20 protein-coding genes are annotated in these 17,456 nt (G+C 61.1%); 10 read left to right on the top strand and 10 right to left on the bottom strand.

Annotated elements, in window-relative coordinates:
* Positions 1-15: 15 nt before the first annotated feature.
* The 3 genes from gcvH to KSS91_RS18290 form a co-directional block, all read right to left on the bottom strand.
* Positions 16-399: a glycine cleavage system protein GcvH gene (gene gcvH / locus KSS91_RS18300; protein ID WP_015094430.1), complete on the bottom strand. Its 384-nt coding sequence runs from the start codon at positions 397-399 to the stop codon at positions 16-18.
* A 382-nt stretch (positions 400-781) separates the two neighbouring features.
* Positions 782-2,290: a transcriptional regulator GcsR gene (gene gcsR, locus KSS91_RS18295; RefSeq protein ID WP_217835676.1), complete on the bottom strand. Its 1,509-nt coding sequence runs from the start codon at positions 2,288-2,290 to the stop codon at positions 782-784.
* Between the two features lie 69 nt (positions 2,291-2,359).
* Positions 2,360-3,274 (bottom strand): LysR family transcriptional regulator, encoded by a 915-nt coding sequence (locus KSS91_RS18290; protein ID WP_015094432.1) that lies wholly within the window; start codon positions 3,272-3,274, stop codon positions 2,360-2,362.
* 151 nt (positions 3,275-3,425) lie between these two features.
* Between KSS91_RS18290 and speB the strand changes: the two genes are divergently transcribed.
* From speB to KSS91_RS18265, 5 genes are all read left to right on the top strand, one after another.
* On the top strand, positions 3,426-4,427 hold the full coding sequence (speB, locus tag KSS91_RS18285) for an agmatinase (protein WP_104447745.1): 1,002 nt from the start codon (positions 3,426-3,428) through the stop codon (positions 4,425-4,427).
* A gap of 69 nt (positions 4,428-4,496) precedes the next feature.
* Entirely contained in the window at positions 4,497-6,008 is a 1,512-nt protein-coding gene (locus KSS91_RS18280; RefSeq protein ID WP_217835675.1) for an aldehyde dehydrogenase family protein, read from the top strand.
* A 252-nt stretch (positions 6,009-6,260) separates the two neighbouring features.
* Positions 6,261-7,835 (top strand): purine-cytosine permease family protein, encoded by a 1,575-nt coding sequence (locus KSS91_RS18275; RefSeq protein ID WP_126046346.1) that lies wholly within the window; start codon positions 6,261-6,263, stop codon positions 7,833-7,835.
* A gap of 2 nt (positions 7,836-7,837) precedes the next feature.
* Complete coding sequence (gene betA, locus KSS91_RS18270; protein WP_217835674.1) at positions 7,838-9,526, top strand: choline dehydrogenase; 1,689 nt, start codon at positions 7,838-7,840, stop codon at positions 9,524-9,526.
* 210 nt (positions 9,527-9,736) lie between these two features.
* Positions 9,737-10,195 (top strand): GNAT family N-acetyltransferase, encoded by a 459-nt coding sequence (locus tag KSS91_RS18265; RefSeq protein WP_104447741.1) that lies wholly within the window; start codon positions 9,737-9,739, stop codon positions 10,193-10,195.
* 13 nt (positions 10,196-10,208) lie between these two features.
* Here KSS91_RS18265 and KSS91_RS18260 read toward each other — a convergent pair whose 3' ends face one another.
* The gene (locus KSS91_RS18260) at positions 10,209-10,514 is read right to left on the bottom strand and encodes an NIPSNAP family protein (protein WP_126046344.1); all 306 of its coding nucleotides are present in this window, start codon (positions 10,512-10,514) and stop codon (positions 10,209-10,211) included.
* Positions 10,515-10,744: 230 nt separating this feature from the next.
* Here KSS91_RS18260 and KSS91_RS18255 point away from each other — a divergent pair, with 230 nt between their 5' ends.
* The 4 genes from KSS91_RS18255 to KSS91_RS18240 all read left to right on the top strand — a co-directional run bounded on the left by KSS91_RS18255 (position 10,745) and on the right by KSS91_RS18240 (position 13,026).
* On the top strand, positions 10,745-11,407 hold the full coding sequence (locus tag KSS91_RS18255) for an ATPase (RefSeq protein ID WP_217835673.1): 663 nt from the start codon (positions 10,745-10,747) through the stop codon (positions 11,405-11,407).
* 67 nt (positions 11,408-11,474) lie between these two features.
* Positions 11,475-11,813 carry a YgdI/YgdR family lipoprotein gene (locus KSS91_RS18250; RefSeq protein WP_217835672.1) on the top strand — a complete coding sequence of 113 codons (339 nt, stop codon included), beginning with the start codon at positions 11,475-11,477 and terminating at the stop codon, positions 11,811-11,813.
* Positions 11,814-12,074: 261 nt separating this feature from the next.
* Entirely contained in the window at positions 12,075-12,455 is a 381-nt protein-coding gene (locus KSS91_RS18245) for a DUF1801 domain-containing protein (RefSeq protein ID WP_217835671.1), read from the top strand.
* Between the two features lie 187 nt (positions 12,456-12,642).
* Entirely contained in the window at positions 12,643-13,026 is a 384-nt protein-coding gene (locus KSS91_RS18240; protein WP_217835670.1) for a c-type cytochrome, read from the top strand.
* Positions 13,027-13,313: 287 nt separating this feature from the next.
* Here KSS91_RS18240 and KSS91_RS18235 read toward each other — a convergent pair whose 3' ends face one another.
* From KSS91_RS18235 to KSS91_RS18215, 5 genes are all read right to left on the bottom strand, one after another.
* Entirely contained in the window at positions 13,314-13,742 is a 429-nt protein-coding gene (locus KSS91_RS18235) for a nuclear transport factor 2 family protein (protein ID WP_217835669.1), read from the bottom strand.
* Entirely contained in the window at positions 13,735-14,478 is a 744-nt protein-coding gene (locus KSS91_RS18230) for an SGNH/GDSL hydrolase family protein (protein WP_217835668.1), read from the bottom strand. Before KSS91_RS18230 ends, KSS91_RS18235 begins: the two co-directional genes overlap by 8 nt.
* A 27-nt stretch (positions 14,479-14,505) precedes the next feature.
* Positions 14,506-14,706: a helix-turn-helix transcriptional regulator gene (locus KSS91_RS18225; RefSeq protein WP_007988375.1), complete on the bottom strand. Its 201-nt coding sequence runs from the start codon at positions 14,704-14,706 to the stop codon at positions 14,506-14,508.
* Positions 14,703-15,077, bottom strand: a complete 375-nt coding sequence (locus tag KSS91_RS18220; protein WP_103395546.1) for a hypothetical protein — start codon at positions 15,075-15,077, stop codon at positions 14,703-14,705. Before KSS91_RS18220 ends, KSS91_RS18225 begins: the two co-directional genes overlap by 4 nt.
* A gap of 77 nt (positions 15,078-15,154) precedes the next feature.
* On the bottom strand, positions 15,155-15,724 hold the full coding sequence (locus tag KSS91_RS18215) for an acyl-CoA thioesterase (RefSeq protein ID WP_015094447.1): 570 nt from the start codon (positions 15,722-15,724) through the stop codon (positions 15,155-15,157).
* Positions 15,725-15,828: 104 nt separating this feature from the next.
* Between KSS91_RS18215 and KSS91_RS18210 the strand changes: the two genes are divergently transcribed.
* The gene (locus KSS91_RS18210; RefSeq protein WP_217835667.1) at positions 15,829-16,794 is read left to right on the top strand and encodes a GlxA family transcriptional regulator; all 966 of its coding nucleotides are present in this window, start codon (positions 15,829-15,831) and stop codon (positions 16,792-16,794) included.
* A gap of 66 nt (positions 16,795-16,860) precedes the next feature.
* On the opposite strand, the gene KSS91_RS18205 is transcribed toward KSS91_RS18210, so the two are convergent.
* The gene (locus KSS91_RS18205; protein ID WP_217835666.1) at positions 16,861-17,433 is read right to left on the bottom strand and encodes a chorismate mutase; all 573 of its coding nucleotides are present in this window, start codon (positions 17,431-17,433) and stop codon (positions 16,861-16,863) included.
* Positions 17,434-17,456 lie beyond the last annotated feature (23 nt).

Here is a 17,456-nt window from a genome sequence, read left to right as displayed (position 1 = left end):
GATTCGTGGGGGGCTTCAAGCGTCGGCGTGTTCGGCGGTCAGGCGTGCATAGGCGTCTTGATCGAGCAAGTCGCTCAACGCCTCGACATCGACCGGTTTGAAGCGAAAGAACCAGCCTTCGCCCAACGGGTCTTCGTTGACCAGTTCCGGGCTGCTCTCCAGCGTGTCGTTGACCTCGACCACCTCACCGTCCAGCGGCATGCCGATGCTGCTGGCGGCTTTCACCGACTCCAGTACCGACACTTCAGCGCCGGCACCGAAGGCGCCCAGTTCAGGCACCTGAACGAACACCACATCCCCCAGCGCCTGCTGGGCAAACGCCGTGATGCCGACGGTGACCAGGCCATTGCTCTCAAGGCGCAACCATTCGTGATCGACGGTAAAACGCAATTGGCTCATATCAACTCCTTATTGTTTTAAGGCTCGTGGCGGGGCGACGAGCGGGGTTGGAGGAGTGATAGCAAGGGCGGTGCCAAGGTTTATTAGTTCTTTTAAATCAATGGTTTGAAGTGTTTTTGCAAGAAGGGGGATGACAAGTGCTGTATTGAAATCAATACGGGCAAGCAAAGCCCCGGACGCAAGCGCCGTGATTGCTGGCAGGCAAGTGGTTGTCTTGATTTCGCTACGCCGTATCGATTTTCAGACAGAGAATCCGGCAACAACACTGATCCCCCTGTGGGAGCGGGCTTGCTCGCGAAGGCGCCCTGTCAGGCAACACTGATGGTGAATGAAACACCGCATTCGCGAGCAAGCCCGCTCCCACATTTTGACCGAGTCAGTCTTACGGTTTGCTGGGAATCCCATACTTGCGCAGGCGAATCGCGATGGCGCTATGGGACGTCTGCAACCGCGCAGCGAGCAACCGACTGGACGGATAGCTGCGATAAAGCTGTTCCAGCAGGTTCTTTTCAAAGTCGCCAACAGCCTCTTCCAGGCTGCCCACTTCACCGTCGTTTTGCCGCTCGACGGCGGTGCGGGCGATGTCGAGGTCGTCGATGTCCACCAACGGATTCTCGCAGATCGCCGCCGCGCGAAAGATCACGTTTTGCAGTTGCCGCACGTTGCCCGGCCAGCGGTTGCCGAGCAGGGCGCTGAAGGTGCTCGGTGCCAGGCGACAGGCCGGTCGCTGGATCTGCGCGCAGGCCTGTTGCATGAAGTGATTGGCCATCAGCAGGATGTCGTGACCGCGCTCGCGCAGCGGCGGCACTTGCAGGTTGAGCACGTTGAGGCGGTAGAACAGGTCTTCGCGGAAACGTCCTTCGGCGACCATTTTTTCCAGGTCGCGGTGGGTCGCGCTGAGTACCCGCACATTGACCCGCACTTCCTTGTCGCCCCCCACCCGACGGAAGCAACCATCGCTCAAGAAACGCAGCAACTTGGCTTGCAGGTAAGGCGACATTTCCCCCACTTCATCGAGGAAGACCGTGCCTTGGTCGGCCAGTTCCAACAGGCCGAGCTTGCCGCCCCGTTGCGCGCCGGTGAAGGCGCCGGGGGCGTAGCCGAACAGCTCGCTTTCAGCGAGGCTCTCCGGCAGTGCCGCGCAGTTCAGGGCCAGGAATGGCGCGTCATGGCGCGGGCTGACGGCATGGCAGGCACGGGCCACCAGCTCCTTGCCGGTGCCGGTTTCACCCTGGATCAAGAGCGGCGCATCAAGGGCCGCCACCCGTTGCGCGCGGGCCTTGAGCGCGCGGATCGGCGGCGATTCGCCAAGCAGCGCATCGAAGCCTTCGGCATGGTCGTGGTGCAGCGCCGACAGGCGTTCGCCGATGCGATTGGGTTGATACAGGGTGAGCAGGGCGCCGGCGTCGGTGATCGGCATCGCGTCGAGGAGCAAGGTCTGGCCGCCGAGACTGACCTCGTGCATCGGCAGGCGGAAATGATGGGCGATCAGGGTGCGCTGCAAATCGGCATCGTCGAACAGGGCGGTCAGCGACTCACCGGCCGGTTCGCGGCCGCACAGGGCGATCAGCGCCGGGTTGGCCAGCAGCACATGACCACGGTCATCCACCGCCAGCACCGGCTCGGAACTGGCTGCCAGCAAGGCGTCCAGTTGCAGGCGCCGGCGTTGCCCCGGAAGGATGTCGACCATGGTCACGGCCTGCACGCCGCGCACATCGAAAAGGGCTTCGCGCAACTCTTCGAGCACCTCGGCGCCGAGGGTCGGCGCATCGATGTAGACGTTGGGCGGGACCATCTCCACAGCGTCCAGGTTGAAACTGCGTCCACCGAGCAGGGCCAGCACTTCCTGGGTGATGCCGACGCGGTCGATGAAGGTGACGTGGATGCGCATGACGGGCCTGCAAGGTTGGCGAACTAAAATCAGTATGCCCGGCAAAATTTCAATTTGGCGAGTGTCATATCACGGCTTGGCGGTTTTACGGGCGCTGGCGGCCAGGTCCTCGAGGAACGCCTGGAGGATGGGCGGCGGCGCCGTGCCGCGCCGGGTGATCACGTCGAAGGGTGACTTCAGGCGCAGGCTCGCGGCTGCCAGTTGGTGCATCTCGCCGCTCTTGACCCACTGGCTGGCGAAGTGCTCGGGCAGGAAGCCCACATAGGCGCCGGAGATGATCAGGATGGCCGAAGCCTCGATGTTATCGACAGTGGCGGCCGCCTTGCTGACGCCCAGGTGTTCGAGGTCGTATTGCTGCATGTAGCCGCGCACGACGATGCGCCCGGCAGCGACTTCTTCGAGCAGTTCCGCACCTTCAGCCTGGCTGCCAAACAGCGGGTGGCGCCGCCCGCAATACAAGCCCAGGGCTTCCTGGTACAGCGGCGATTGCAGCAGCCCCGGCACATGGATCGGGAAGTGCCCGATGGCCAGGTGCAGGCGACCGTCGAGCACCCGTTCTTCGAGTTCCGCCGGGGTACCGACGTACACGTTCAGGTGCACGTCGTGGCCGCGGGAAACGAAGCGCTGGGTGGTGCGCGGGATCGGCGAGTCGGGATCGGTGATCGTGGTGTCGATGATCCCCAGATTGAGCTTGCCGCTGATGTGCTGCTTGAGCACGTCGGCGTCCATGCAGAAGTTTTCCACCGCCGACAGCAGGCGCTGGGTGGCTTCATGAATCGCCACGCCCTGTTCGGTCAGGCGAAAGCCGCTGCGCCCGCGCTGGCAGAGTTTGACCCCCAGGCGGGTTTCCAGGTGGGTCATCTGCTCGCTGATGGTCGACTGCCCGGCATTGAGCGCCGCCTGCGCGGCCGAGAAACCGCCGCAGCGGACAATCGTGGCAAACACCCTGAGCAGTTTCAGGTCGACATCGTGCAGCTGGATCATCTTGGACCTCCGGCCGGTGGACGCATCGGGAATGCCGATATGAGTATCTGATGTTTAGCATTTTTTCCACGAAAACCTGCGCCCATAGTCTTTCCAACGGCGGTCGCCTTGCAGTCCGCCAGGCCGATAACAAGAAGTGGAGAGGCTAGAAATGTCGAACAACGGTTATGAATCCGGTCGCCTGAACCTGCCATTCGTGGGTCATTGCACCTTTGGCAAATCCCCGGTGTGCACCGATTGGGATGCACTGGATGCCGACGTCGCGGTGCTGGGCGTGCCCAACGACATGGGCACCCAGTGGCGCTCCGGCGCACGCTTCGGACCCCGCGGGATTCGTGAAGCATCGACGCTGTTTTCCTTCGGCCACGCCGGCGCCTACGATCACGAAGATGACGTGATGTACCTCACCGCATCGGATGTGCGCATGGTCGACGTTGGTGATGCCGACATCGTCCACACCGACATGGCCACCAGCAACAAGAACACCGAATACGCCGTGCGCAAGATCCTCGATGCCGGCGTGATGCCGGTGGTGCTCGGCGGCGACCACTCGGTGCACGCGCCGGTGATCAAGGCCTTCGAAGGCCGCGGCCCGATCCACATCATTCACTTCGATGCGCACCTGGATTTCGTCGACGAGCGCCACGGTGTGCGCTACGGCCACGGCAATCCGCTGCGCCGTGCATCCGAAATGAACCACATCGTCGGCATGACCCAGATGGGCATCCGCAACGTGTCCTCCTCCAACCGTGACGACTACGAAGCGGCCCATGAAGCCGGCTCGAAAATCCTCTCGGTGCGCGACGTGCGCCGCCTCGGCGTCGAGGGTGTGCTGGCTCTGATCCCGCAGAACATCAACTACTACATCACCATCGACATCGACGGTTTCGATCCGTCCATCGCCCCCGGCACCGGCACCCCGAGCCACGGCGGCTTCCTCTACTACGAAGTGCTGGAAATCATCCAGGCCCTGGCCAAGCGCAGCAAGGGCAACATCGTCGGTATGGACCTGGTGGAAGTGGCGCCGGTGTACGACCCGACCGGCATGACCTCGATCCTCGCCGCGCAACTGCTGCTCAACAGCATCGGTTTCATCTTCCACGAGCGCGGCAAGGTACGTGCGGCCGCCGAGAGCGAGTCGACTCCAGCCTGATCATCGAAACCACAAAGCTCAGAAACCAGAGCCCCGGCAGGACCTGACTGCCGGGCAGAGAGAATAAAAATGGACACGATCGTCAAGAGTTACCTGCAGAAATTCGGCGTCAGCGAAGCCACCCAGACCTTTCTCAGCAAGATCCAGAAAATGTTCATCGGCGGCGCCTGGGTCGAAGCCAGCGACGGCCAGACCTCCGATGTCATCGAACCTTCGACCGAAGGCCTGATCACCCGCATTCCCATGGGAACCACCGATGACCTGGACCGCGCCGTGCAAGCCGCCCGCGCGCAGTTCGACGGCGGCGCCTGGCGTCAGGCCAAACCGGCCGAGCGCGAGCGCATGATGCAGCGCCTGGCCGACCTGATCGAACAGAACGCTGCCGAACTGGCGGAAATCGAATCGATCGACATGGGCAAATCCGTGGCCTTCGCCAAGGACGTGGACATCCAGGGAACCGTCGATACCCTGCGTTATTTCGCCGGCTGGGCCACCAAGCTGCACGGCCGTACCGTCGAACCTTCGCTGCCGGGCAACTACCTGGCCTATACCCGCAAGGAAGCGGTCGGCGTAGTCGGCGCCATCGTGCCGTGGAACTTCCCGCTGCAGACCATGGCCTGGAAGCTCGGCGCGGCGCTGGCGACCGGCTGCACAGTGGTAGTCAAACCCGCCGAACTGACCTCGTTGTCGGCCCTGCGTTTTGCTGAACTGGTGCAGGAAGCGGGCATCCCCGACGGCGTGATCAACATCGTCACCGGGCGCGGCAGTGTGGTCGGTGCGGCCATGGCCACCCACCCCGGCATCGACAAACTGACCTTCACCGGCTCGACCCCGGTCGGCCAGACTGTCGGCCGCGCAGCGCTGGATGACATGAAGCGCCTGACCCTCGAACTCGGTGGTAAATCACCGGTCATCGTCTGCGCCGACGCCGACATCCCGGCCGCCGCCCAAGCGGTCGCCAATGGCGTGTTTTTCAACTCCGGGCAGGTATGCGACGCCGGTACACGGGCCTATATTCATAGCAGTGTCTACGACCAATTCCTGGGTGAGCTGATCGCCTATACACGCACCCTGAAAATGGCCCCGGGCCTGGACCCGGACTGCTTCATCGGCCCACTGGTTTCGGCCCTGCAAAAGCAGCGCGTGACCGAGTACATCGAGACCGGCAAGGCTGAAGGCGCCAAACTGGTCTACGGCGGACAAGCGATCGATGGCCCAGGCTTCTTCGTCGAGCCGACCATCTTCGCCCATTGCCGCAACGACATGCGCATTGTCCAGGAAGAGATCTTCGGGCCGGTGCTGGTCACCGCACCTTTCGACGATGAAGAAGAGGCCCTGGCCCTGGCCAACGACTCGCCTTACGGCCTGGCTGCCGCACTGTATTCCAACGACCTTGGCAAAGTGCACAGCCTGATCCCGCGCCTCAAGGCCGGCTCGGTCTACGTCAACGCCCACGGCACCCTCGACCCGTCGATGCCGTTCGGTGGCTACAAGCAGTCCGGGTTCGGCAAGGACCTGGGCGCCGAGCAGCTCGATTACCTGCTCGAAACCAAGGCGGTCTGGATCACGCTGCCAGGCTGATGCTGATCAGTTAAGCAAGGAACAATGCAATCCCTGTGGGAGCGAGCTTGCTCGCGATAGCGGACTGTCAGCCAACATCAATGTTGCATGTCACGCCCCCATCGCGAGCAAGCTCGCTTCCACAGGTTTTGCGCCAAAGTTGAAAGCAATTGCACCTTTGAAATTCGGGAACGGCAAGGACGCGCCCCGGGAGTCGTTCCCCCGAAAGAACGCGGTTATCTCGTCATGATCTTCCAACAATAAGAGTCCATCATGAACACTAACGCCAAGTCCGCCCCGAGCGTGTCCAGCCTCGACGAAAAATCCGTCGTCGAGGGGCATTCGATCGACTTTATCCCCGAGAACGAGCGCACCGACAAACTGTCGAGCCAGGGCCCGTTCTGGTTCCTCGGCAATTTCACCTTCTTCACCATGACCATCGGCTTCGTCGGCCCGAGCGTCGGCCTGACCGCGCTCTGGACCACCCTCGCCGGCACGCTGGGCATCATGTTCGGCACGCTGTTCATGGCGTTTCACGGTTCGCAAGGCCCGCACCTGGGCCTGCCGCAGATGATCCAGTCCCGCGCGCAGTTCGGTTATCGCGGGGTGATCCTGGTGCTGCTGGCGACGCTGTTCGTGTTCGCCGGTTTCAACATCGTCAACCTGGTGCTGATGATGCAGGGGCTGCACACGCTGTTCGGTTTCAGCCCTGCGGTGATCGCGGTGGCGGTGACCATCCCGGCGGCGGTGCTGGCGATTCTCGGCCATGACTGGATGCACCGCAGCTTCAAATGGGCGCTGTTCCTGTCGTTGCCGCTGTATGGCCTGGTGACCATGGCGGTGCTGATGGGTTGGGTGCCGGATGCGGTGCTGCCGGCACTCGCGGAAGGCGAAGTGGCCCGTGAGCCGCTGGGCTTCAACTGGACCGGTTTCATTGCGCAGTTTGCGGCGGCCGCCAGCTACAACATCGCCTATGCGCCCTATGTGTCGGACTACTCGCGCTACCTGCCGAAAAACACTTCCAGCGGCAAGCTGATCGCGGTGGTGTTCCTCGGGGCTTCGCTGTCCGGTGCATGGATGATTTCCGTGGGTGGCTGGCTGGCCGATCACCTGCATACCACTGACGTGTTGGTGGCTCTGGGGCAAGTCGGCAACACCGTGTCGCCACTGATGGGCACGGCGGTGGTGGTGGTCACCATCCTGGCGTTCCTGCCTGTGATCGCGATGAACATCTACAGCGCCAAGCTGACCACGCTGACCTGCGTCGACTCGATCAAGCACATCGAACCCACCCGCAAGGCACGCATCCTGGCCATCGGCTTCGTGATCCTGCTGCAACTGGGCGTGGCCCTGAGCATCCAGAGTTCGGGCAAAGGCCTGTCGGTGCTGGGGATCTACCTGGTGGTGATGCTGTACTTCCTGGTGCCCTGGACCTCGGTCAACCTCACCGATTACTTCTTCGTGCGCAAAGGCCGCTACGCCATCCCGCACTTCTTCATGCCCCACGGCAACATCTATGGCAGCTGGGGACTGCGCGGCATCGCCGCCTATGCCATCGGTTTTATCTCGATGATCCCGTTTTTCTACATCTTCGACGGCGTTGAACAGCGCGAGGTGTATGTCGGCCCGCTCGCCAAGGCACTGGGCAGCATCGACATCGCCTGGCTGGTCGGGCTGATTGTCTCGGGCCTGGCGTACTACTGGCTGAGCCGCTCGATAGACCTCAAGCGCGAAGAAGCGGTGATCCAGCAGATCGAGAAAACCTCCCCGCAATACACCACCGGCGACACGCTGACCCACAAACAGCAGCCACTGCCGGTATTCACTGAATCGACGGTCGGGAGATAAGCATGACCACGCAAAAATACGACTACATCATCATTGGCGCAGGCTCGGCAGGTTGTGTGTTGGCCAACCGCCTGAGCGAAGACCCGGCCACCTCGGTGCTGGTCCTGGAGTTCGGCGGCAGCGACAAGAGCGTAGTGATCCAGATGCCCAGTGCCTTCTCGATCCCGATGAACACCAAGAAGTACAACTGGCGCTACGAGACTGAGCCGGAGACTTTCCTCAATGGTCGGCGCATTCACTGCCCACGGGGCAAGGTTCTGGGCGGATCGTCTTCGATCAACGGCCTGGTGTATATCCGCGGCCATGCGCTGGATTTCGACGAGTGGGAATCCCTGGGCGCTGAAGGCTGGGGCTATCGCAACTGCCTGCCGTACTTCAAGCGTGCCGAGAGCTATGAGTCGGGCGGCGACAGCTATCGCGGGCAGACCGGACCCTTGCACACCACCAACGGCAACCACATGAAAAACCCGCTGTACGGCGCCTGGGTCGAAGCCGGCGCAGAGGCGGGCTACATCAAGACCGAAGACTGCAACGGCTACATGCAGGAAGGTTTCGGCGCCATGCACATGACCGTGAAGAATGGCGTGCGCTGCTCCACGGCCAATGCCTATCTGCGTCCGGCCATGGGTCGTCCGAACCTGACGGTGATCACTCACGCGATGACCCGCCAGGTCATCCTCGAAGGCAAACGTGCGGTGGGGGTCATGTATGACCACGGCGGCCAGACCCACCAGGTGCTTTGCAACCGCGAAGTGCTGATCTCGTCCGGCCCGATCGGCTCGCCGCACCTGCTGCAACGCTCCGGCATCGGCCCGGCGGACGTCCTGCGCAAGGCCGGGATCGGCGTGCGCCATGACCTGCCGGGGGTAGGGGAGAACCTGCAGGATCACGCCGAGGTGTACATCCAGTTCGGCTGTAAGGAACCGGTGACCCTCAACAGCAAGATGGACCCGCTGAGCAAGCTGATGATCGGTCTGCGCTGGCTACTGTTCAAGGACGGCCTGGGCGCCACCAACCATTTCGAGGCCGGTGGCTTCATTCGCTCCGAAAAAGGCCTGCGCTGGCCGGACATCCAGTTCCACTTTCTGCCGGCAGCGATGCGCTACGACGGCAACAAACCGATCAAGGGCCATGGCTTCATGGTGCTCACAGGTCCCAACAAACCGAAAAGTCGTGGGTACGTGCGCGTGCGCTCGGCTGACCCGTACGAGCATCCGGAGATTCGCTTCAACTATCTGGAGCGGGAAGAGGACCGCGAAGGCTTCCGTCGCTGCATTCGCCTGACCCGCGAGATCATCGGCCAGAAAGCCATGGACCGCTTCCGCGACGGCGAAATCGCCCCGGGCGCGCAGGTGACCAGCGATGAAGACCTCGACGCCTTCGTGCGCGACAACCTGGAAAGCACCTACCATCCCTGCGGTTCATGCCGCATGGGCGAGGATGACATGGCGGTGGTTGATTCCGAATTGCGCGTGCGCGGCATCGCCGGTCTGCGGGTGATCGATTCGTCGGTGTTCCCGACCGAGCCGAACGGCAATCTCAATGCGCCGACCATCATGCTGGCTGAGCGGGCGTCCGACCTGGTGCGTGGCGTGCAGATGCTGCCGTCAGCGGATGTACCGGTTGGGTTGGTCGAGGGCTGGGAAAGCAGCCAGCGCACTTCACTGCCGGGGCGTAATGTGCGGGTCTGATTGCAACCCGCAATCAATGTGCAAACCTAATGTGGGAGCGGGCTTGCTCGCGAAAGCGGTGTGTCATTCAACATTTATGTCGACTGACACGGCCTCTTCGCGAGCAAGCCCGCTCCCACATTGGGTGGCGGTGCTTTCAGAAAATTTTAAGTCGCTGTTCCGTTGCCATTGCTAGTCTGTAATTCCTTGAGACCGCAATGGAGCACCCTCATGGCTATTCAGGCCCTGCGCGCCGACGCATCGCATATCGACCAGATCGCCCCTCTGTTTGACGCCTACCGGATGTTCTACGAGCAGCCGTCGAACCTGGCGCAGTCGCGCGCCTTCATCGCCGAGCGCATTGCCCGGGATGAATCGGTGATTTTTCTTGCCCGGGACACCGACGGTGAAAACCTCGGCTTCGTCCAGCTGTTCCCGACTTTTTCCTCGATTGACGCCCATCGCACCTGGCTGCTGGGTGATCTGTTCACCACGCCCGCTGCCCGGGGCAAAGGCGTCGGCACCTTGCTGATGAACACCGCCAGGGATTTTGCAAGGCTGGCCGGTGGCAAAGGCATGACCCTGGAAACCGCCACCGACAATTTCACCGCCCAGCGCCTGTATGAATCCCTGGGCTGGGTGCGCGACCCCGGTTACTACACCTACTGCCTGGATCTGAAAAAAGATTGAGTCAGCGAGCCTTTCAGGCAAACACCGGCCGCATGAACGAACGCTCGTAGCTGAGGATGAATTTCCGGTCTTCGGCGTATTTGAACGCCGCGATGCACGCAGGATCGTCCATCGATTGCTGCCGGTAATGTTCGTAGGCCGCCAGGCTCGGGAAAGTGAACAGCGCCAGGGCGATGTTGTTGGCGCCCTCCGAGGGCAAAAAGTAGCCGTGGTGCTGGCCGCCGAACTTCTCCACCAGGGGGATCCACAACTTGCCGTAGTGCTCGAATGCGTCGAGCTGGTAGGGGTCGAGCACGTATTTCAGGTAGCAGGTCACCATTGTTTCGCTCCTTGATCAGGTTTTGGGGGCAGTCGCCACTGTAATCAACAGTGGGCGCCCGGCACAGCCGCTTGTTCGACATTGACCGGTAAGTTTGCGCCAGAGGCCTGTGCTGGCGCCGCCGCACTATTGGTTCAGTCAATAGTCACCATCAAGCATCGCAAGTTCTGTTTTTTGCGCAAAGGCGGAAAATTGCCGGCATTGAACACGCTGCTCAAGGAACCTGCGCGATGAAAATCTTGACCCGACTGGCTTTGATTGTCCTGTTGCTGGGCAGCGTTGCGTCTACCGCATCGGCCTTTGCCGGGGACGCACACGCCTGCCACCTGCCGCCCATCACAGGTAGTCAGGGCGGCTTGCAATACGGTCAGACGGTCGGGGTGCTCTACAGCGAACACACCGTGGAAAACCTGCAATACCTTGAGCAATACCACTCAGTGGCCGTCAATGGCGCGAAGAACGCACTGGATGCGCGAATTCGCCAGGCCTTCGTCGACAGCTCCGATCCGCAACTGGCCATCGATTGGCTGCTGAGTTCGTTGCACAAGAGCTTTCTGTCGGTGACGGTCTACGACAACCTTGATGCCCTGGTGCAGGCCCATCCCGATGTCGTGGTGATGCTCGATACCCACAACCAGTTGCTGACCCAGCGTAACGACCGGGTCGAGGCGCGTTTCGCCGCGCGGTTCTACGACGCCAGCCTGCAATACATCGGCAAGGCCGAAGGCGCGGTGGAAAAACAGCTGCCGTCGGTGTGGGTGCATGACAAGGCCGCGCCCGAGATTGCCGCGCAAATCGAACAGCAACGCGACTTGCAACTGACAGCATTGAAGCAATTCGATGCGTCGTTGAAGGCGCTGGTATCCGCCGGATTAACCGCAGCAACCCATTAACCAGCCCGACGTCCGCGGAACGGCGGGCAAGCCCATTCACCGTAGATTGCTTTTCAGGACCTGATCCATGCGCACTTTTTTTGCCCCGACCCTGGCCTTCGCCTCGCTGTTGCTGGCCGGTTGTGCCACGCCGAACAATCCGACCATGACCTTGCAGACCAGCAAGTCACCCGAGGCGTACACCCATTGCGTGGTGCCGAAGTTGCAGCACGATGCACTGGCGCCCACGGTGTCGCAGACCCAGCGCAGCTACCGGATCGTCGTATCGAGCAAAGTGGCGGCGGACAACGTGCTTGAAACCTACAAGGCCTCGAACGGCGGCAAGGTGTTCCTGTACGAGCGCAAGCTGCTGGCGTCGACCTTCGTGCCGTCCAGTTTCGAGCGTGCGGCGCAGGAATGCCTGTAAGCGCAATTTCAGGCAAAAAAAAGCCGCCGGGAGAGGCAGCAGAAAGATAAAGCACGCATTGGATGAGCTGAGTATGGCGGACGGTGCATGACAATTCGATGACAAATGAACAATTGTGGCAAGGGAGCCTGTCGTATCGGCGTACCGTGCCTGCCGTCTTCCTGGCCTTCAGCGCCGGGCTTGAGGTTCGTCACCGTGAAAAGCCGCCAACACCGTCTACCCTCATCGGTCACAACCATCATGATGAGGGTGCAGACGGTGATGAAAACGGACAAGGTTGAATCAAGCGAAGCCTCGGCGCTGATCGACGAGCGAATCCGGGAGCTGGCCGACTGGCGCGGCGAGACCCTGGCCCGCATGCGCAAGATCATCCGCCAGGCCGACCCCGAAGTGATCGAAGAGTGGAAGTGGCGCGTGCCGGTGTGGTCCCGTGCCGGCATCCTCTGCACCGGCGAGACTTACAAGCAGGTGGTGAAGCTGACCTTCGCCAAGGGCGCATCGCTGGACGATCCGTCGAAGCTGTTCAATGCAAGCCTTGAAGGCAATACCCGACGTGCCATCGATATCCGCGAGGGCGAGCAGATCGATGAAGCGGCGCTGACGGCGTTGATTCAGGCGGCCATTGAACTCAACAAAAAGTAAGCCATGCACAAGTCCCTGTGGGAGCGGGCTTGCTCGCGAAAGCGATAGTCCAGTCACCTACGATGTTGAATGTGAAGGCCTCTTCGCGAGCAAGCCCGCTCCCATAGGGATTGCGTCCATTTGACCACTTGGGGTATCCCCGGCCTGCATGTTCCAATAGCGAGCATTCGCAGACTGGAAACGCAACATGAAGAAAATCGCCGCCCTGGCCCTGGCCCTCAGCGCTGGCCTGTTCAGCGCACCCACCCTTGCTGCGGGCGATGTCCAGGCCGGGGAGAAAGTGTACAAGCGCTTCTGCAGCGGCTGCCATCAGATCGGCGAATCGGCTCGCGCCTTCTTCGGCCCGCAGCTCAATGGCGTGATCGGTCGCCACTCCGCCGTCACCACCGACTACGTGTATTCCGACGCGATGAAATCCGCCAACCTGGTCTGGGATCGCGAAACCCTGATCGCCTACCTTGAAGCACCGAAGAAAGTGGTGCCTGGCACGCGCATGATTTTCTGGGGCCTGAGCGATCCGGAAAAAATCGAAGACCTGTTGGCCTATCTGCAAACGTTTCCGGTGCAGTAATCACTCGCCGGCGGCCTTGTGGAAACCCGATCACCACCGAGTCAGTGTTGCTCAACCTTAACCGCAAGGTGGTGCGGCTCGACATCGACGCGATCTCCGCTGTTGGTGGCGTGATTCACTGCGTGACCAGCCATCAGCCGATAGCGTGAAGACTCCAGGTTGCACACAAAACCTGTGGGAGCGGGCTTGCTCGCGAAAGCGGAGTGTCAGTCAACATCTCTATCGACTGTTTCACCGCCTTCGCGAGCAAGCCCGCTCCCACAAGGGTATTTGTTGAATCAGGTAAGTCAGGCTTTGCTGGCCTTCAGATAAGCACCGAGGCGCCGCCCCATTTCCTCACCCAACGCCTGCAAGCCACTTAGCGGCCGCACCATCACTTCAAACTCGACAATCCTGCCCTGTTCGTTGAAGCGGATCATGTCGATGCCCTTGAGCTCTTTATCGCCGACTCTGGCGCTGAATTCGAGAATCACGTTCAAGCCATCCGCCGTCGCCAGCTCGCGGTGATAGGCAAAATCCTCGAACACGTTCATGACCGTGTTGAGGATCATCGACACCACTGGCGCCCCCGGATACGGCGTGTGCGCCATCGGCGAGCGGAACACCGCCTGCGGATCGAGCAGTTCGGGCAAGGCGCTCAAGTCGCGGTTGCCGAGCATTGCGTGCCACTGCTTCAGGGACGCTGCGACATTGGGGTTCAGGTTCAGCTCAGACATCTTCAACTCCTGTTTTTATTGTTGTGGTGCGAAAGCGTTGATCGATAACCCTGGCGGCATCGTCGGCCCATTGATGGTAGAGCATCGGCCCCGGATGAAAACCATCGCTGGCCATCAAGCCCGGTTCGGGTGCCAGCGGGGTGGTCAGCATCGTGCATTGATCCACGCCTGCGGCCAGATCCGCAAGATGTGCGTTGAAGCGACGCGCCCTGAACCCCAGAAACCAGCGTAGCGGCTGCGGCAGGGCGGGGAACAAATGCATCGGTGGAAGCGGCGAGACCACAATCTGCCTCACCGCGAACCTGTCGCACAACAGCCTCATCAAGCGCTGTTGCCGAGCGAGCCACTGATCCAGGGTGAGCGAGCTGGTGACATCGTTGACGCCAATCGACAACAGCGCCACATCGAACGGCTCGGGGGCGTGCTGTTCGAGCAGCTCCAGCAACCCTTGCGAATCCAGACCGGTGCGCGCCCAGAGTTTCCATGACACCTGATAATCCTCGACCAGGCGCTCCACCAGCCGACCGCTGAGCGCCTCACCTTGAGTCGCCGCACCCACCCCCGCCGCAGCGCTGTCGCCGACAATCAACAACCGCAGAGCATCGCCGCTGCCGGCCACACCCTGGCGTTCACCTTCGGCCTCCGGCAGCTTCGGCGTCACCCGTCGCGTGTACAGGCCCTGCATCAGCAGCAACGGGCCGAGCAGGATTTTGGCGAGGGTTTCCGTATGGCTCATGGGCAGGCGCCTGATTGAAGAGAGAGATTAGCCGGCGAACTCGTCATCGAAAATACTTTCGATAGGCAGCGCAAATGCCCGGGCAATCTGGAACGCCAAGGGCAGGCTGGGATCATAGCGGCCATTTTCGATGGCATTGATGGTCTGCCGCGAAACATTCAACAACGCCGCCAGATCGACCTGCGACCACTTGCGTTCGGCACGCAGTTCCTTGAGACGGTTTTTCATTGGTAGCGCCGCTTGGCCAGTCTGAGCCCGATCATCCACATCAGGCCCATCACTGGCCACACACAGACCCAGGACACATGTGGAAAGCCGACATTCTCCAGAAAGCCGTAGGTGAAGGTCAGCAGCGCCGAAGCGGCAAAGGCAAAACCGAGCGCTTCGTACTGGATACGCAAGTGCATTTCGTCCAGCGTGCGCATGTTGCGCACCACTGCCCAACACATCAGCCCCGCAGGAATCACCGGCAACAGCGTGATGATGATCTTCAGCGCCATGGCCATTTCCTGCTGATCCTTGAGCAGGATGACCGACAAGATCAGCAATACCGAGTACAGCGCCGCCGCGGCACCCATTTCCATGTAATAGCGTTTCATTGCTTCTTCCTGATGTAAAAGACCCTTTACATATTCGCCGGGGATTTCACGTATGTAAAGGGTGTTTTACATCGCGGTCAGCCGACTGTCTCCGGTTGCCGCGCAGGCGGAGCCTCTTGTGTACGCAACTGATGGCTCATGTCGTTGCAGTTACGCGACCAGTCCGTCAACCATGGCGGCATCGACGGCGATTGCTCTGGCAAACCCAGCTCCAGCGCGAATTCACCGGGTGCCACCGTGCCTCTACCCGCGCGGAACAGACCGCGCATCACCACCACGCCGACCACCCGGCCCTTGCTGACGAAACGGTGCTCCATAAAGCTCCACTTGTCGTCCCAGCCAAGCATACGGGTATGTATTTCAAAGGCTTCGAACAGGCGCAACTCTCGGCGGAACTTGCCCCAGGTATCGCCGACAATCGGCACGGCCTTATGACGAAGCGCCACACGAAAGGCCCCGCTGCGCAGTACGTAATCCATTCGCCCGATGTCTGCCAGCGTGAAATAGCGACCGTTGGTGACGTGCCGGTTGAGGTCCAGATCCAGCGGCCACACGCGCATGCGCACAACGGTGGTCGCCGAGGCGTCCACGGGTTTGCGCCACGGGCGACGCAACAGCATGAGGAAAAGTCGAAACCAGAGATTCATAAGTACGCCACCGTTGGGTTGATGGCTGCACTTTAGGCCTTGTAAATCGGCTAAGGTAGGTGCGCAAATGACATTTTACATGCGAAAAGCGCAATGGGGTCGCTATGCACATCACCTTGTTACTGGCGGATCAATGCTCCGCCGCCAGCGCAACCATGGCCCTGGAAGTGCTCAGTGCCGCCAACCTGTTCGCCGATAGCGATCCACCACCGTTCAGGGTGGTCAGCGCTTCGCTCGATGGCGCCGATGTCGCCGCCTGGGGCGGGCAGCGGTTGCATGTGAACCGTTCCACTGGCGAGATCCCGCGAACCGATCTGGTCCTGATCCCGGGATTCCTCTTCACCCTCAAGGACGCCTTGCCGGCCTTTTGCGCCTATGGACCGTGGCTGCGTGAGCAGCACGCCCAAGGTGCGGTGGTGGCTTCCATGTGCACGGCGGCGTTCATGTTGGGTGAGGCCGGGCTATTGAACGGCACCCGTGCGACCACGCACTGGGCTTTTGCCGAGCTTTTCCGTCGCCGCTATACCCACGCGTTGCTGGACGAAGGGCAAATCATTTGCGAGGACAATCGCGTGGTCACCAGCGGCGGCGCGAGTGCGGCCATGGACCTGTTGCTGCACCTGGTGCGTCGCTTTGCGTCACTGGAACTGGCGCAAAAGTGTGGCAAGTACCTGTTGGTCGACTCGGTGCGCAGCGAGCAGTCGGTGTATGTGATGTGGTCAATGCCCAAGAGCCACGGTGATGGCGATATCCTGCGGGTGCAATACTGGCTGGAAGAACACTTCAATCAGCCGTTGTTGATCGATGATGTGGCCCAACAATTCGGCTTCGGCGTGCGCAACTTCAAGCGACGTTTCAAGGACGCCACCGGCTACACGCCGATTGCCTACCTGCAGACCTTGCGCCTGGAAAAGGCCAAGCAATTGCTTGAATCCACACGCATGACACTGGACAGCATCACCTATGCCGTGGGCTACGAGGATGGCAACTCGTTTCGCAGGCTGTTTCAACAACGCGTCGGGCTACTGCCGGCGGCTTACCGCAAGCGGTTCCAAGCGGCAGCGAACTGAAGAGCAAAGCGCGTCCATGAAAGCCCGACAGATCGGGCCGGGCTCTTCGTCTGGATCACTTCGCTGTCATCGACCCACAACACACAATTCGCCCGTCGCACGAATCATCGCCTGGCCATGCAGGTAATCCTTGATCAGCGCCGAGCGTTCGGTGGCCAGCCATTGCGGGCAGTTCGGGTCTTTGCGGTAGGGCAGGAACGCGGCGTACTGCGTGAGTAGCAGGTTCTGCAGTTTGTCGAGGTTGGGCCGGATGTCGTTGTTGAGGTCCGGTCGTGGCGTGTCCGGTGCCTTGTGCGCCGCTTGCCATTGAGCGAGTCGGCCGTATTGCAGCAGTTTGCTGGCTTCGATCTGGGCCGCAATCAGGTCGGCGACATCGTCGGGGTCGAGCTTGCGCTGGTCCGCCTGCTTGCGCGCGTTGGCGATGACTTGCGCTTCCCGGGCATTGTCCTGGACCGGTTTGCCGCTGTCCCACTTGGTCAGCGCCACCAGCTCACTGATGTTCAAGCGCTCGTTCATCGTCGCCAGCAAGGGTTGCAGGGCATCGGGGGCCGGGGGCGTCGTGCCGGCCTGGGCAACGCCAGCGAACAAACCGAGCAGGGTGCAGGCCAGCCAGTGCGAAAGGCGTGGGGAACGGGGCATGGACGGAATCTCCTTGGACGCAG

This window comes from Pseudomonas azerbaijanorientalis, assembly GCF_019139795.1.
Classification (GTDB): Bacteria; Pseudomonadota; Gammaproteobacteria; order Pseudomonadales; family Pseudomonadaceae; genus Aquipseudomonas; species Aquipseudomonas laurylsulfatiphila.
Note: the sequence above shows the minus strand (reverse complement) of the source record. Positions and strands in the feature narration are given on the sequence as shown.